This is a genomic window from Clostridium aestuarii (assembly GCF_026735135.1).
GTDB lineage: Bacteria > Bacillota > Clostridia > Clostridiales > Clostridiaceae > Clostridium_H > Clostridium_H aestuarii.
Genome location: NZ_JAPQER010000015.1, coordinates 1 through 16,591 on the forward strand (window position 1 = coordinate 1; position 16,591 = coordinate 16,591).

The window sequence follows — 16,591 nt, forward strand, 5'->3', positions numbered from 1 at the left end:
ATATATATATTATCAATAATTACCTTATTAGATAATAAAATGAAGATTTTAATAAATATTTTTGTTGAAAAGCACTTTTCCAATTCATATAGAATAAGGGGATGATAAATATGATTTTAAATGAAGTGCTAAATAAAATAACCAACTTTTTAAGCAAATCAGATTTAACTGCAAAAGATGTAATTGTAATATCTGTAGTAAGTTCATTGATGGCTGTCTTTTTAGGATATATATTAAAATCAGTTTTTGTTACATTTAAGAAACCTATAATAAATTTATTTCAAAAGATTAAAATGCATATTAAAAGAAAAATTAGAATACATAAGGGTAAGTTAAATATTAACGAATATCTTCAGTTAAAAAGAAAAATAGAAGAAGGTAAAAAATTAACTAAAAGAGAAATGAAGGGTTTAAAAAAAGCAGAAGACGAGATTTCAAAGTTACGTAATCAAGATACCAGTAACACAAGATAAACCTAGAAAATATAATAAATGGAGTAGAAATTGAAGATAGGATTAATAACATGATGGAATTAGATAGTTCATTAGGAAATAAGATAGGGAAATAAAATTAAAATTATAGGGTGGAAACCAAGATACGTGTACCTATTAAAAAGTTGAATTTAAACATAACAAGATGAATATATAGCGAACTTGGGTATCATAACTTTTAAGTATTGATACTGATAACATAGAATAAATTTTCAAATAATATATTTAGTTCCGCACAATAGACATTGTGCGGAACTGAAAAGATAGGCGTAAGGTCTTACAAAATAAGGCTTCACGCTTTTTTTATACTTTCTTTTTTATTTTACAATTACGCATAATATTGGTATAATATCAATATGAGTAATTTAAAAGCGTATAAGGAGAATGATAAAAATGGAAAGAGTAGAGCCAATAAGAAGTGAGAAAAAAATAAAAGATTTAAAAAAATATCTTTTAGGATATAATAACATAAGAAATTATACTCTAATAGTTTTGGGTTTAAATTCAGCACTAAGGATTTCAGATATATTAAATTTAACCTGGGACTCTGTATATGATTTTGAAGAAAGTACCTTAAGAAGTCATGTATATATCAAAGAAAAGAAAACTGGAAAAGATAAAAAGTTTTTGCTTAACAACAACGCCGTATTTGCCCTTAATAAGTTAAAGAAACAGCTTGGACATATAAATACCCTAGATTATGTTTTTCAGAGCAGAGAGGGGCAAAATAAGCCTATAACAAGGTCAATGGCATTAAAGATTGTAAAGAACAGTTGCAATGCTGTTGGAATAAAAGAAAAAATAGGCTGCCACTCATTGCGTAAAACTTTTGGATATCATTCCTGGAAAAAAGGAGTACCTCTTCCAGTACTTATGGAACTGTATAATCACAGTAATCAATCAGTAACCAAATTGTATCTTGGAATCAGCCAAGATGATATTGATGCTGTTTACAAATTAATTGAATTATAAGTAGAAATAATAAGATATGTATAAAATAAAAAATACACATAATAATATTATGTATATTTTAGTCAATTAGTTATTTAGAAACTATATGTTTGTCCAATATTTTTATATGTTTTTGTTTAGATATATAATTATCTTTATTATTACGAAGTAATGAATAAGGAACTAATTTATTTTTTTCTTTACTCCATTTTAAAAATAAATGTATGCATTTATTGTCTATATTTTTATATAATAAGAAATCAGCATCGATGCTTGTTGTTAGGAAGCCTGGGACTTTACCTTTATCTACTATTTCATGGTTGAAAAATATTGCTGTGGGATCATTAAGCAATTTAGGTAAATATAAGAAAGCATCACTTTTTATATTAAATTCTTTTCTTATTTGATAAGGCGGTCTAGTAATTTGTTTAGTTGAAATATTATTAAATCCTAGGATACCTTTATATGATTTGGCATTAGGAATATTTTTATTTTTAACAGATCCAAAAATAAGGTGACATACTTCCTCAGGTTCTATTGTGAAATTGATATTAATTCCAAACATACAGTTATATATATATCTAAAAGGTTTAATTTCTCGATTATAAAAATCAATTAAATTATAAAGTTTATCATCAGAATTTTGCATAAATCCTCCTAGTAGCATAATCTATATAGTAATTATACATAAATTTTCCTATAATTTCTATATCTATATTACTCATTAAGATTTATACAAAAAAAATAATAAAACAATTAGCATTGTTTTATTATTTCTTATATAAGAAATTATTTACAAAGTTATTTGGAGTAATTGCTTTCTTTAACCTGTAAGCCCATAAACAGGTAGATCCGAGAGATTAATGTCCGTCGGCCGGATAGTGGAATTACTTGCCACTGGCATTAATAATTATTTGATCAAATAACTATTAACCCTTAATTTATTATATTGTTTAATTATTATTATGATACTATTATATCAAAAAAATACGTATTAATGATTAAATAACATTAGTATATTTAGGTCGCAATTTTTTGCAATGTAAACTTACTATTTACTTATAACTATATTATATTATATAATATAGTTATAAGTAAATAGTAAGTTATAGTTAGGTTGCAATTTTTAGGAGGAAATATGAGATTTTCAGAATTATCTAATGCTAAAAAAGCTAAATATTATATTAAAAACTATTCTAAATGGAGAGAAAAAAATAAAGAACTTAATACAGGTTTTTTTATAGTTTATACAGATTTTAAAGATAAATATATTTTAAGAAAGATTAGTGGAAATGCTTTGAAATTATACATTTTTTTAGGAATTAACTCAAAAAACCAAACGGGAGAATCATGGTACACAATTGAATCAATTTCTAAATATTTTGATAAAAGTCCCAGGACTATAAGTTATTGGTTTAAAGAATTAGAAAAATTAAATTTAGTAAAAAGGATGCAACTAGAGTTAAATAGTACATCACATACATATTTACAACCATATTAATATTCAATACTTTAAAATAAGATTTTATTTCGCTAAAAGTGGATTTAGTTCACTAGTATTAGTATAAATTAAATGGTAATATAAATTTATAGGTCAAGGAATTGTAGATTTAAAAATATGTTATGGTTTTATGGGAAAAGAATTGGACAACTTATAGCTGTCCAATTCTTTTTTGTAATTTAAATGATATATGAAATTTATCATATATCATTTAAATTAAGTAATATAAGGCTTTAGAGCATGTATATATGAAACATATATAAGCTATATATGAAATAAGGTTATATTTGATACAATTAATGTGATTTGGTATAATTTATATATACAAAAATCATATAAAAACATATATCAGGAATATTTGAAAAAATTTGTGCACATAAATATAAACACATACTTTATTTTAAACAGATTAAGGGTTCTGAAATTTTAATAAAGTATGTGTTGAGTCAATATGCAATCCTGTATGTATTTAAAATTTTTCAAAATTAAATAAAGGCTTGCTGAGGCAAGCTTTACCTAATTTCGAAAAACAAGCCAAGCAAGCTTGGTTTTAAATACGGATCGCAAATTGACTTATTGGCATTGAAAAATTGATATAGCTGCTTGAAAAGGAGTGGTAAATATTTTAGTTGAAGAAATAATGTCTAATCATTTAAAGGATGGATATAGTAATCATTTATTTAAATTTATTTCAAGGTTTTATGAAGAGCTTGATTTAAAAAATTCTATTCTTGATATTGGATGTGGTCATTATAGAAATTTAAAATTATTTTATGAATTTGGATTTAAAAAATTATATGGTATAGATAAAAATACTTATGAAGATTATTTGGAGGTTCCAGTTAACTTTAAGCAATGGGATATAGAAAATGGAGTACTATATTCTGATAAAAATTTTGATATAGTTCTTTGTAATTTTGTATTAATGTTTATTGAACCTGAAAAACAAAAATTTGTGGTTAATGAATTAATGAGAGTTACTAAAAAATTTCTAATTATAGAAACAAATCCACTAAACAAATCTACTAAAAATACTTTTTATAAAGAATATAGTTTTAAGGATATAGTAAGGTGGATAGAGGAAAGTAAAGAATTTGAATTTGTACAAGTGAGAAAGTATAAAGAAAAATTAATAGTAAAAAGGAAGGGTTAGATGTGGCTAGAGGAAGAAAATCTACAAAGGTAAAAGTTATAACTGGAAGAGATTCTAAGTTATTATACCAATTATCTAAAACAGGAATTACTGCTGCTGATCAAGCTAAATTTTATTGTGGTATTTCTCAAGAAAGACTTAAAAAACTTGAAAACTCTGGATATGTAAAAACTTCAAATCATGTAGTAAATGGATATACTAACAAAGTTGTTATGCTTGATAAAAAAGGCAAAGAATATTGTACGGAGAAATTTGATACTAAAAGTTTTTGCCAAGCACAAACCAATCATTTAACCCACGATCTTAGACTTACGGAGATGTACTATCAATTAGATACTGAAATACAAGAAACCTGGATACATGAGAGAGATTTAATTGAAGAGATTTATGAGAAGTATCCTGAAATGAAAGGAGAACTTAAAAATTGTGTTGATGCAAGAATTGAAGTGAATGGGCAATATGTAGCTATAGAAAGTAGAGGGGCTTCCTATACTGATGGTGATATAGAAATTAAAGAGGAAATAGCAACTACATTTTTAGAATGTTCAAGTATGGAGGTGTTTTAATGAGAGCTGAAGTAAGGGATGATATTATAAAGCTTGAAACTTTTGTAGCTATAAAATTTAAATATGAAAAATATATAGATATGATACATGAAGCGGGAGGGTATTGCTTTTTAAGTCAATTTGCTTATCACTATGGGAATAATGAAGGAAGATACATAGCAAAACAACTTGAAGATGCGGGGCTAATTAAAACTAAAGCTGTAAGTAATTATAAGTATTGTTACTTAACTGATGTAGCTATAAAATACCTTAAACTTAAAGATAGTAAAGAAGATTATAGTGATAAATCTAAGAATCAAATAAATGTTAAAAGATTAAGTGTAACACCTTCGGATAAAGTTTTGCTTGCTTCTGCTATTAAATTTGCACTTATACATAAGTATAAATTTATAGGAAAAAAATGTTATGAAGAAAAATCTATTAAAGCATTTAGTGAGTTTTATGGGTGTGATGAAGATAGAGCAGATACACTCAAATGTAAGATTGATAATTTAAAAATGGAGATAAAAAAAGAGGCTAAAGAAGATAAACGAATATTTGAAAATCACATAAAACCACTATTTCAAATTTATAAAAATAATACTGATGAAGAATATGAATATATTAAGAATAAAATAGCTAAATTAGAAGTTTTTATTGAGGAAAAAAACAAAAGAATTTTACATATTAAGAATTTAAAACAAGAAGAAGATGAATTAAAACAATTAAAAATAAAACTTGGTCAATTAATTGTAATAAATCAGTTTAAAAAAAATTTAGTTAAGCAAAAGAATGATTTAGAAATCAAAATAAAGACTAAAAATGAGTATATACAAAAACAAGAAAAAGAGCTTGAAATGTTAAGTATTGAAACAACTCAAAAAGCTTTTAAAGTTAGCGAGTCAGTAAAAAAAGCAATTAGTTATTATGATAAATCAAAGATAATATTTACATTAAACAATAAAAAGGCAATTTTAAATATGATAATTATAGATACTGGAACACTTAAGAAGTCTTATGGGTATATAGATGTATTAAATAAGTTTTCAATTGAAACGGAAACGGAGAAATTATATAAAAGAATTCATATAGCTAGTTATTCTGAAAAAAGAGGAAAAAAACTTCAAGAGCAGCTTAATAAAATTCTTATAGAAAAGAAAACTAAATTAAAGAAGATAGAAGATTATAAATGTAATATTGATATGAGTAAGTATACTCCTGAGTTTTATAAAAATGCTGAAAAATTTATTAATAAAGTACCTGATTTTACAGTTGAATTAATGGAAGATGGTTACTATATAGAACCATATAAAGAACCAGTATCAGCTAAAACAGGATATATCAAACCTAAAGATAAAGATCGTTTTGAGGAGATAAAAAATAGACTAAATAATAGATAGTAAGAAAAAATAGAGATTATTGAAAAGTACCATCATTTGATGGTACTTTTTCATAATATTATATCTTAAAAAACAATATATTTATGTAAAATAATACCAATTAAAATATAAACATGTTATAATAGTGTTATTAATTGTTTGTGAGGTGAAATGATGAATAGAGATATATTTAAAAATATGTCCGATCAAGAACGAATTGCTTGGGTACGTAAAGAATATAATAAAGGAAAAACAACAGCACAAATAATAAAGGAATATAATTTAGCTAAAAATACAGTAGGAGATACTTTTAGACGTAATGGATATGTAGCAGATAAAAACATTGGACAATATGTTCTAAACAATTCAGAACATGTTAATATAACACAAAACAAACATAAATCTAACATAGTGGAAGATAAAAAAGACAAGCATGAAAATATATTTCCAGAAGAAATAAAAGAAAATTTATTGCAGATGATTACCTGGTATAAAGAACAAAAAGAAAAGGAAGAAGAAAGAGAACAAATTTTTGATTGGATAAAAAAGAATATGGAGAATAAAGATTTGATAGAAGTACCAGAAATAACTATAGATAAACAACAACTTTCAGGTGCTGTTAAGACAAGATCTTTTACTATATATTCAGATGTATTGCAGAAATTTAATGACTTTTGTTCAGGACAACCTTACAGTAAACAAAACTTGTTAAGTATGGCTCTTTTAGAATACATAGAGAGATATAAAAAATAAGTTATATCTAATATATTTTGGTTGGAGGTGCAGTAATATGCAAATTACCTTAAATACAGTGGCTATTATGGCTATTACGTCTATTTCAATTATTGGGATAGTATCTATAAGAGCAATAGTAAAAATGCATGGTAAATTTTAAAGAACTGACACTGTGTCAGTTCTTTAAAATTAGTATGTATAATAAAGATTATATAGTTAATTGTTTAGAAATTAATTATAAAACGAAAATATCTAGGAATAAAAAGCAAAATATAATTAGCTTATGTATATTAGAATTTATAAATAAATATGAGAAATAAAATTATTGTAAAAAAATCCAAATATATTAGTGTTAAAGGTATTATAATGTATTATAATAGACTATATGTTATATGAAAAATAAAACAAAAAAATAAAAAAATCTATGTTGCATGAGTTTGGCGACCGTCCAACATAGATTTCACTAGAGGCTTTTGCAAAATACTAAAGGTATTTCACAAACCTTGTATTACATTTTATATATGTAATATTAACAGTATTTATTCAAATAGTCAATAAGTAAGAAGCTTCTAGTGATAAAAAACGGAGGCGATTTTTATGTTAGCTAGAGAAGTACAGTTAGAAAATAGTAAGTTTAATGATAAAGAAATAAAAGATATTATTGAATTATTAAAAATAGTATTAGGTAGAGTAGATAGAAATGGGTATATAAGAATTTTAAATACTGGGACATATAAAAACATATATAAAGATTATAAAGTTTCAGATATGTTAAATGCTAAGAAACTAAATAAAATTTTAAATAGTGGAGAGTTTGAACTTGTAAATCTATTTTATAGTGTTAATACATATAAAACTAAAAGTATGGCTACGGAAGATAATATCTTTCAAATAGTTAATATATTGCTTGATGTTGATTATAAGAAATCTATGTATGGTAAATTAAATTCAAAACAATTTATAGATATGTTAGAACACGATATATTTGGACAAGTTGTTCCAACACCTTCAGCAACTATTTTTACAGGTAATAATGTTCATGTAATTTATAAGCTTAAATATAGTGTTAATGCTACAGATAAAGCTAAAATATTAGCTAAAAGGGTACAGAAGCATTTAACGGCAGAATTAAAAGAATTCAATGCGGATAGAAGCAGTAATTTAACTACACTAACAAGGTTTATACATACACATAATTCTAAGAATATGGGAAAAGTAAGTGTAAAGACATATAAAAATATAAGTTATGAATTAAGAGAGCTTCAAGAATGGCTGCCGTCACTTCCAAGTTGGTATCAAAAATGGAAGGAAAACAAGAAAAACAAGAAAGAAAATAATAAGGGTAAAGTTACAAGGTTTCACACAGAATATTCTCTATTAATAACAAGAGTAAAAGACCTGGAGAAGCTTCAGGAACTAAGAAATTTTAGATGTTATGGATATAGAGAAATAATGTGTTTCTTGTATAGGAATTTTGTTATACAAGTTGAGTGTGATTCAAAAGTTGCAGAAGAAAGAATGCTGGAGTTTAATAGTAAGTTTCAAAGACCTCTAAAAGAGAACAGGATTGAGAGTAAGACTAGAATAGTTGAAAGACATACATATAGATATAGAAACGATACCATAATAACCTTACTGGATATTATAAAAGATGAGCAGAAGGAACTTGATACTGTTATAAGTAAAGAAGAAAAGGGTAGAAGGAATAACGAAAGAACCAAGGAAGTTAATAAGACTAAGAGAAGGAACTCAAAGGGATTAACTAAGAGGGAGCAACAAAAACAAGATAAATTAAAACAGTTAATGAAATTAATAGATAGAGAGCATACAAATAAAGAAATAGCTGATATTATGGGGCTTAAAATAAGACAAGTACAGTATTTAAAGAAAGAATTATAGGGGTGCACTGAAACGTTGTTCTTGAATGGGAATATATTTATATATTCATGTGGTTTTTTGTCTGGATTATTGTTGAAGCACAGTATACTATTTATTACAGAAAGTAAGCGAATCTACTTTGTTAGGTTTTTAGGGAGGGGTGAGCTGTGTTCTATACAGACTTAGATAGTAACTTTAAAAAGAAGTTGAGTGGTAGTATTAGTTATCATTTAAGAACTTGCAGTTTGGCTGATAGTGATGAAGATATAGTGAAAGACTTTCTAAGATATGGCTTAAATGAGGATAAGGAAAGTGGCACATATGAATATATGGATAAAAAGACCTTTGAGTATATAGAGTTGGATAGTGAGTTGGTAAAAGACCTGGTGAAAGCTTTAAAAGAGAGGTTAGAGGAAAAGAGATCCAAAGTCACAGAAAGTAAAAAAATAGATAAAGAAGTACCAACGAAGCAGAATGGGAAAGTGATAAAATTATTTGATTAATCCCTTTTCATGGGGGACACAAAATTTTATATAATAAAAGTGTACAATCTATAATGAAAGGGCGTTTTTATTATGGCATTTGATTTTCTTAACTTTCAGTATTATTCTATTGATTATTTAGATTTATTTAACGAACTTAATTCTAAAAAGATTTTAAGTAATAAGAATATTCAAAGCGAATATCTAAAATTATGGATGAAAAATTTAGAGGAGTGCGATAAAATTATTACTAATCAATTAAAGAAGAAAGAGTTCATTTTAAAGGTAAAGTTAAATTTACAGTTGGAGCCAGAAATATTTCAATTACCAATGGTTTATGAAAACAACAAAGTATTTATTCATTTTAGAGTATCCGCAGCAAATGAAATTATTTCAAAGTATAAGATGAAAAGTAAATTTGTTTCACTTGATGAATATGTACGAAAAGATAGTAGAATTAATTGGACTCCAGTTAATTCAAACGTAAATTCATATTCAAAATCTAAAGAACCTATCGTTATGATACCTTTTTTAAATGGGCAGTATGACTTTCTTGTTATTGATGGTAATCATAGACTTACATATAAAACGAAAAATAATATTAATGATATTGAAGGAATATTTTTTTCAGAGAAATCAGTTATAGATTTCTGTTTGTTTTCAAGTGTATTTGATAAGCTTTATTATATTATGCACAATGAATTAAATCATATGGCAAATGCAACATATTTAGAAAATGAAGATGTTACCCAATTACTTCAAAAGTCATATCTTAAGGATGGTAAGTTTAAGTTTCCTGAAAAAGGGATTATTGTAGATTAAAAAAGATTGGGAGGATATATATGAAAAGAGGAAATTCTAAAGATAATGCAGTTTTTGAAAGTTTGAGAAGTTTTTTTTATGCAGCTGGTGAGAGAGTGGGCTTAAATATGACCGTATATGTAAGAGATGAATGTGAGGACAGGCTTGAAGTGTTTCATGATGCAGATGTTGAATTAATGATAGGTGGAAGAAATAGTATTATTATACGTTGTAAAGATAAAGACTTAGAAAGGTATGAAGAATTAGGAATGAAAGCTAAATATTTTGCTAAAACAGCTAAATTCAAATACGAGGAATTTAGAGATTATCAGACTAGCTATAAGGAATTAAAAATTCAACCTAATGAGTTTGAAGACAGGTTTATTATTTTAAATCCTAAAAAGGTAAATTAACATATAATAAATAAGTTATGAGGAGTTGCAATAGGATTTTTGCAGTTCCTTTTATTATACATAAAAAGTCAAAAATTTAGTCTATAAAATTTTAAAATATTTAATTTGATAATTTCCAGTTAACTAAAAAATAGCTACTAAGCTTGTGGGAATATATTGTACTGGCTTAGCTTGATGGCTATGGGTGTACCCCCAAATAAGTCAACATTGTATATTTTCAAAAGCAAAAATGGAAAGAGTAAAACTATTCCCTTGTGGAAACTTAATGTTCAGCAACAACAAATCATAAGGGCAATATATAATTATTATAAAGAAAAAGGATTAGATCAGAACCAAAGAATTTTCCCTCATAAAGATGGAAGTTATAGTTCAGCGTTTAGGCGAATTAGAAATTCTCTCACAGGAAAAAAATATAACCAATGTAGCATACACTCTATGCGTAAGGAATTTGCTAAGTAATATATGGCAGACAATAAAGGACGTAATACATTAGAAGTTAAAAAAGAACTAACAAAAATACTAGGACATGAAAGAATAGCGGTACTTGATCAAAAATACTTAAATTAGTTTTATTTAAGACTAATACTTTTATAATGCATTAGTCTTTTTTAGTTTACAAATTAATTAAAATACGATACAGTTAAAATGGTTAATAAATTAATTAGTGAACGGAGTCGATTAAATGCCAAGAGTAACTAAAAAAGATTTAGAAAAAAAGATAGAAGATAGAGATAAATTAATTGATATGTTATCTAAACAAATAAATAAGTTACAGCAAGAAAAAGAAGATATATTAAATAATAAAGGAGCTGTAAGCAAGGCAGAGTTTCAAGGAGCTATAAAAGAAATAGAACGTTTAAAAATTAATTATAAAACGGTAAGCGAATTATATGATAAATCTAAAGAGAAAAATAGTACACTAATTAATAAGTGTACAGAATTAGCCAAAGAGAATAAAGAATTGAAAGAAAATAGGATAGAGAAAAAGCATAATGAACGTGGAGCTGGAAGGAAGAGTAAGTTAACAGATGAACAGCTGCAGAAGATTAAAATGTTGTACCAAAACGGTAAAAGCTATGGATCAATAGCCAAGGAAGTTGGATTAAGCAAAGCTTATGTTTATAAATTAATTAATAAACAATAATCTTAGAATACTCAGATTTGAGTTTCTAGGATTTTTTTTAGTAAGGTAGTTTTATATAAAAAATTGTTTTACAGAGGTTATAAATGAGAATTAGGAAGGGTATAAGGCTATTAGGGACAACAATGAGCCATGTGGGACAAGCAATAACCATATAAAGGAAAAAGGCTTATAAGTTAAATGTCTATAAACCTTGAGTGGAAAAATTAAAGTGTAAAAAACAAGGTTATTATCATATATATTTACAATTATTTCCAAGGGAATAAGAACCATTTAAAGATTTACTTTTTAATGTACTAAATCTATGTTTAGCGTAATAGCTTAACCACCACTATACTGTTTTTATTTAGTTAATAAGGTTTAATATGGTATAATTGGACAGACATTGTTAGTACGCAATTTAAAGATATTGTGAATAATAGATGAAGATTTTAAATGAGCAAAAAACTATAAAAGCACTTAGAGTTGATATATTAAAAGATGATTGTACTTGTGTAGTAGTTGATATAAAAGATTGTTCATAAAAATTAATATTAATTAACAATATATTATATTTAGATAGTTAGGGTGAAGATGAATGGAAAATGAAAATGTACAAGTATTAATTCAAAAAGGAATAGCATATATAAAACAACAACAATTTAAAGAAGCAATAGAATGTTATGATAAAATACTGCAGATAGATCCTGATAATATTGATGCATTATTCGGTAAAGCACTTAGTTATAAATCACAATACCAATATAAAGAAGCAATAGAATATTATAACAAAGCATTGGCGATAGAGCCTAATAATATTTATGGTTTGTTGAGTAAAATAAATTGTTATATATCACAATACCAATATAAAGAAGCAATAGAATATTATAATAAAGCATTGGAAATAGCTCCTAATAATATTGATGCTTTATTAGGTAAAGGAATTTGTTATAGATTACAACAACAATATAAACAAGCAATGGAATGTTATGATAAAGTACTACATATAGCTCCTAATAATATAGAGGCATTATTGGGTAAAGGAAGTTGTTATATATCACAATATGACAAAGCAATAAAATATTATAACAAAGCATTGGATATAGATCCTAATAATATTAATGCTTTGGTGGGGAAAGGGTATTGTTATATATCACAATACCAATATAAAGAAGCAATAGAATATTATAATAAAGCATTAGATATAGATTCTAATAATATTAGTGTTTTATTAGGTAAAGCACTTTGTTATAGATTACAAGAACAATTTAAAGAAGCAATAGAATGTTATGACAAAGTACTACATATAGATTCTAAAAATATAGAGGCATTATTAAATAAAGGAATTTGTTATAGATCACAATACCGATATAAAGAAGAAATGGAATGTTATGACAAAGCGCTACATATAGATTCTAAAAATATAGAGGCATTATTAAGTAAAGCAATTTGTTATATATTACAACGAAAATATATAGAAGCAATAAGATATTATAATAAAGTGCTAGATATAGATTCTAATAATATTAATGGATTATGGGGTAAGGGAACTTGTTATAAGTTGCAAGAACATTGTGAGAAAGAAGCAATAGAATACTTTAATAAGGTAATCGAATATAAGCAGGAGAGAGCTTATAATAAACAAATAATAATTAATGCTTATACTGAAATAGCAAAAATATTTTATAAAAATAAAGAAAGTAGCCATCAAAAAGAAGCAGAAAAATATTATTGGGAAATCATCAAGGAATTTAATGAATACATTGATGAAATTTCTCCTATAGTGTATAAGTTTTTTAAAGAAGAAGAAAAACAAGAAGAAGAAGAAAAAGAAGAAGGTAAACCTATATATCATTACACTAGTATATTTGGATTAGAAGGAATTTTAAAAAATAAATGTTTTCAAATAAGTAAAAGTGATTTTTTAAATGACAAGTCAGATACATCTTACTTGGTTGAAAAATTACATAAAATAAAAACACCTAAAGAAGATACTGAAACTATTAATTTGTGTACGGAAATTTATAAATATATTGATGAAAATTCAGATGAAAATTCTAATAAACAAATTTTTATACTATCTTCAACAACAGAACCAGATTACTTACCTTTATGGAGTAACTATGCTAAAGGAGACGGATATAACATAGGGTTTAATAAAGAAAAAATGATAAACAATTTTGGAAAATTAAAATTAGAAAAAGAAAATATTAAAGACTGTTTATATAAAAAAATTATATATGGTATTACAGAAGAAAAATTATTAGATTTAATAAAATATATGAAGAAAACAGGAAAAGAGAATAAGGTTGAAGATAGAAAAATAATTAGAGGAATTGCACAAAGTATAAATACGATATCACTATTTATAAAACATCCAGCATTTGAATGTGAAAAAGAATTTAGAATAGCAATTTTGGTTGATGATTCTACAGCTATTAATGATTCTAAAAAATATAATTATAAAGAGTCTATTAAAATAGATTGCAGAATAAATAGATACAATATGTTAATTCCATTTATAGAAATACCTTTGAATTTTAATAGTGGACTAGTTGAAGAAATAAATATTGGACCAATCAATAGGGATGCTATAGCTAAAAAAGGTGTAGAATATTTTTTAAAATTAAATAATATACAACTGGACAGTGAAAAAATAAAAACATCTCAAATTCCATTAAGATTTTTATAGAGGAAATGAAGTCTTAATAAATATATGAATTAGATTATTTTATAAAATTAAGAGTATAAGAAAAGATATTAATTAGCAAAGATAAACTCCCAGTTATTGCTTGCTAAAATATTGTGGAATTGTTAAAGGTTAATTTAATATATTTCTTTGATTTTGTAAAAATTTAAGGTGATTTTGGTGAATTGGTATAAGTAATTGATTCATAATAGCAAAATATTATGAGTTTACTTTAAGTAAACTCATAATTGAATTGAAATATGACAGTTGGGTGGTAACACCCATTATGCGGGTTTATATTTTTTATTTCATATTCTTTATAAAAATTTCGGCTATGGTTTTAGTTCCCCAATCTTTAATTTCTCCATAAACCTTAGATCCCCAATCTATTAATTCTTCTTTGCTTTTTTCTAATACTGTCTTTTTTATATTTTCAACACATTTAATTCCTTTTTCAGTTATATGAATATATTCTGTCCAAAACATGATTACATTAGTATGATATTTTGGGCTTTGACAACCACCTTTTATAAATGTTTTTTCTTCATCAAAATCTATATATTTTAATCTTTTTAATTTTAGTAAATACGCTGCAAATTCGTGTTTTCTTTCTTTTTTATCCGTTTCATTTAAAGTGTAATTATTAATATTAATTTGCTCTTTAAAGTTTATGTCTGCTTCATAAACATCTAGTAAAATTTGTGTTTCTATTGTATTTAACTCCATATTCTCACCTCCATCTACTATTTCTAGGTTTAAAATTTATATCCTTCTTAAAAAATATTCGTTATTTATAAAAACCAATACTTTTTATATGAATTAGCGTACTCTACAAATAAAAACTGAATGTAAATTTTTCAATAATTAAAAAATACTTTAATAACATAAACTATATTTTGTTTACATCACAAAAGTGTGATGTTATTATTAAAATATACGTAGGTTATAGTAACTATAAGTGTTATTTATAATTAAGAACATAAAATAAATAAAGACTATAATAGCTACAACTATTAATAGTCTTTATTATGAATGGTTAAGATAATTTTGCAGAATTATCCTAACATAGATAGTACAGTTACTACTGTTGATATAACTGTTACTATTATTGAAAGTACAGTGATTAAGTTTGAGTTATTAAATTTTTTTGTGTGTGATTTTTTTATTTCTTTATTTTTCACTGGTTATCACCTCCTTAGGTCTAGGAGGTGATTTTTTCACTTCCCACACCTAAAGAGGTGTTATTTATCCTATATTATATATTATATACATATTGTAGAAAAAGTATCCCTAAAGAAGAAAAAAATTATAAAAATATAGATAAAATCTATAGAAATATAGATAAATAATAAAAAAAAACAGTATTCAAACATCTGAATACTGCCAAATTTGTTCTATTTTTAGATTTAATTTATTAGCTATTTTAAAAGCATTTTCTAGGCTTACTTGTTTTTTATTATTTTCAATTTGACTATAAGTTTTGACATTTATTCTTAGGAAGTCTGCAAATTGTTTTTGTGTTTTATATTTCAGTTCTAAACGAATATCTAATAGCTTGTTTTTAATCATATTATCACCACCATAATAATCATTATTCTATATATGGTAAAAATTTCCTTTTGATTACAGAATGTTTTTGATACCATATGATTATATGAAGGGTTAAATAATAATTAATGAGTAAATGGAGAAAATTAAGGAATAGAAAGACAGAATAGATATGCTTATAACATTAGTAATGATTAGTATAGTTTTTATTTGGGATATAGCTGCATTGTAGATTATTAGAAAATAATGAATGATTGAATTGAGAGAAGAGGGTAGGGTGTGGATTTGTCGCCTTATCCTCTTCTACTTTTATTTAATAAAAAAATTAATTTATTAGAAATACATAAAAAACAAGTTACTGCACTTGTTTTTATGTAGACTCACTACTCCAATAATATATTAGAGTAGACCTTACACCTACCATTTATACACTATTATGTATATAAAAACTAATAAGAGGTACTAAGAAAAATACCATAGTCAGCACTAAGATTAGTATTATACTAGGATAATTCTTAATGAAATTAATGACATAGGGTCTAATAGATGTCCTAACCTCTTGAATTATTAGTGGTAGCAGTATACTAGTAAGTATAAGTCCTTCAGTTCCGAATGAGAATAAATGTGTGTGCATAGTAGCAACACCCTCCTTTTGATAGTTTTTTACCACTACTAGATAAAATAATAGGTAGTGTAAGCACTATTGGAGTGCCATTCAGTTCATTCCTTTCCTATCAAATTTCATAGGGGATTGAAGGCATGTACATTTTAGCATAATATATATATATTATCAATAATTACCTTATTAGATAATAAAATGAAGATTTTAATAAATATTTTTGTTGAAAAGCACTTTTCCAATTCATATAGAATAAGGGGATGATAAATATGATTTTAAATGAAGT

At 25.3% G+C, this 16,591-nt stretch carries 18 protein-coding genes; 14 read left to right on the forward strand and 4 right to left on the reverse strand.

Annotated elements, in window-relative coordinates; all coding sequences use genetic code 11:
- Window positions 1-110: 110 nt before the first annotated feature.
- Window positions 111-473: a hypothetical protein gene (locus OW763_RS16370; protein ID WP_268042628.1), complete on the forward strand. Its 363-nt coding sequence runs from the start codon at window positions 111-113 to the stop codon at window positions 471-473.
- Window positions 474-884: 411 nt separating this feature from the next.
- Complete coding sequence (locus OW763_RS16375; protein ID WP_268042630.1) at window positions 885-1,463, forward strand: tyrosine-type recombinase/integrase; 579 nt, start codon at window positions 885-887, stop codon at window positions 1,461-1,463.
- 70 nt (window positions 1,464-1,533) lie between these two features.
- Here the strand turns inward: OW763_RS16375 and OW763_RS16380 are convergent, their stop codons facing one another.
- Window positions 1,534-2,091 carry a hypothetical protein gene (locus OW763_RS16380; protein ID WP_268042632.1) on the reverse strand — a complete coding sequence of 186 codons (558 nt, stop codon included), beginning with the start codon at window positions 2,089-2,091 and terminating at the stop codon, window positions 1,534-1,536.
- Window positions 2,092-2,580: 489 nt separating this feature from the next.
- On the opposite strand from OW763_RS16380, the gene OW763_RS16385 reads away from it, so the two are divergent.
- The 12 genes from OW763_RS16385 to OW763_RS16440 all read left to right on the forward strand — a co-directional run bounded on the left by OW763_RS16385 (window position 2,581) and on the right by OW763_RS16440 (window position 14,141).
- Entirely contained in the window at window positions 2,581-2,943 is a 363-nt protein-coding gene (locus OW763_RS16385) for a helix-turn-helix domain-containing protein (RefSeq protein WP_268042634.1), read from the forward strand.
- A 613-nt stretch (window positions 2,944-3,556) separates the two neighbouring features.
- Window positions 3,557-4,096, forward strand: coding sequence for a class I SAM-dependent methyltransferase (locus OW763_RS16390; RefSeq protein ID WP_268042636.1), 540 nt, complete (start codon window positions 3,557-3,559; stop codon window positions 4,094-4,096).
- Between the two features lie 2 nt (window positions 4,097-4,098).
- Window positions 4,099-4,662: a hypothetical protein gene (locus OW763_RS16395; RefSeq protein WP_268042638.1), complete on the forward strand. Its 564-nt coding sequence runs from the start codon at window positions 4,099-4,101 to the stop codon at window positions 4,660-4,662.
- Window positions 4,662-6,041 carry a PolC-type DNA polymerase III family protein gene (locus OW763_RS16400; protein WP_268042640.1) on the forward strand — a complete coding sequence of 460 codons (1,380 nt, stop codon included), beginning with the start codon at window positions 4,662-4,664 and terminating at the stop codon, window positions 6,039-6,041. The genes OW763_RS16395 and OW763_RS16400 overlap by 1 nt, the downstream gene beginning before the upstream one ends.
- Window positions 6,042-6,194: 153 nt before the next feature.
- Complete coding sequence (locus OW763_RS16405) at window positions 6,195-6,773, forward strand: hypothetical protein (protein WP_268042642.1); 579 nt, start codon at window positions 6,195-6,197, stop codon at window positions 6,771-6,773.
- Between the two features lie 579 nt (window positions 6,774-7,352).
- Window positions 7,353-8,654: a hypothetical protein gene (locus OW763_RS16410; RefSeq protein ID WP_268042644.1), complete on the forward strand. Its 1,302-nt coding sequence runs from the start codon at window positions 7,353-7,355 to the stop codon at window positions 8,652-8,654.
- 146 nt (window positions 8,655-8,800) lie between these two features.
- Window positions 8,801-9,136 carry a hypothetical protein gene (locus OW763_RS16415; RefSeq protein ID WP_268042646.1) on the forward strand — a complete coding sequence of 112 codons (336 nt, stop codon included), beginning with the start codon at window positions 8,801-8,803 and terminating at the stop codon, window positions 9,134-9,136.
- Window positions 9,137-9,208: 72 nt separating this feature from the next.
- Window positions 9,209-9,937 carry a hypothetical protein gene (locus OW763_RS16420; RefSeq protein WP_268042647.1) on the forward strand — a complete coding sequence of 243 codons (729 nt, stop codon included), beginning with the start codon at window positions 9,209-9,211 and terminating at the stop codon, window positions 9,935-9,937.
- 20 nt (window positions 9,938-9,957) lie between these two features.
- Window positions 9,958-10,329: a hypothetical protein gene (locus OW763_RS16425; RefSeq protein ID WP_268042648.1), complete on the forward strand. Its 372-nt coding sequence runs from the start codon at window positions 9,958-9,960 to the stop codon at window positions 10,327-10,329.
- A gap of 156 nt (window positions 10,330-10,485) precedes the next feature.
- Window positions 10,486-10,788 carry a hypothetical protein gene (locus tag OW763_RS16430; RefSeq protein WP_268042649.1) on the forward strand — a complete coding sequence of 101 codons (303 nt, stop codon included), beginning with the start codon at window positions 10,486-10,488 and terminating at the stop codon, window positions 10,786-10,788.
- 223 nt (window positions 10,789-11,011) lie between these two features.
- Window positions 11,012-11,473, forward strand: coding sequence for a helix-turn-helix domain-containing protein (locus OW763_RS16435; protein ID WP_268042651.1), 462 nt, complete (start codon window positions 11,012-11,014; stop codon window positions 11,471-11,473).
- A gap of 574 nt (window positions 11,474-12,047) precedes the next feature.
- The gene (locus tag OW763_RS16440; RefSeq protein WP_268042653.1) at window positions 12,048-14,141 is read left to right on the forward strand and encodes a tetratricopeptide repeat protein; all 2,094 of its coding nucleotides are present in this window, start codon (window positions 12,048-12,050) and stop codon (window positions 14,139-14,141) included.
- A 300-nt stretch (window positions 14,142-14,441) separates the two neighbouring features.
- Here OW763_RS16440 and OW763_RS16445 read toward each other — a convergent pair whose 3' ends face one another.
- The 3 genes from OW763_RS16445 to OW763_RS16455 form a co-directional block, all read right to left on the reverse strand.
- A complete protein-coding gene (locus OW763_RS16445) occupies window positions 14,442-14,864 on the reverse strand; it encodes a hypothetical protein (protein ID WP_268042654.1) in 423 nt (140 codons plus the stop codon).
- Between the two features lie 329 nt (window positions 14,865-15,193).
- Window positions 15,194-15,319 carry a hypothetical protein gene (locus OW763_RS16450; RefSeq protein WP_268042655.1) on the reverse strand — a complete coding sequence of 42 codons (126 nt, stop codon included), beginning with the start codon at window positions 15,317-15,319 and terminating at the stop codon, window positions 15,194-15,196.
- A gap of 184 nt (window positions 15,320-15,503) precedes the next feature.
- Window positions 15,504-15,707 (reverse strand): helix-turn-helix transcriptional regulator, encoded by a 204-nt coding sequence (locus OW763_RS16455; RefSeq protein WP_268042657.1) that lies wholly within the window; start codon window positions 15,705-15,707, stop codon window positions 15,504-15,506.
- Window positions 15,708-16,591: the final 884 nt, after the last annotated feature.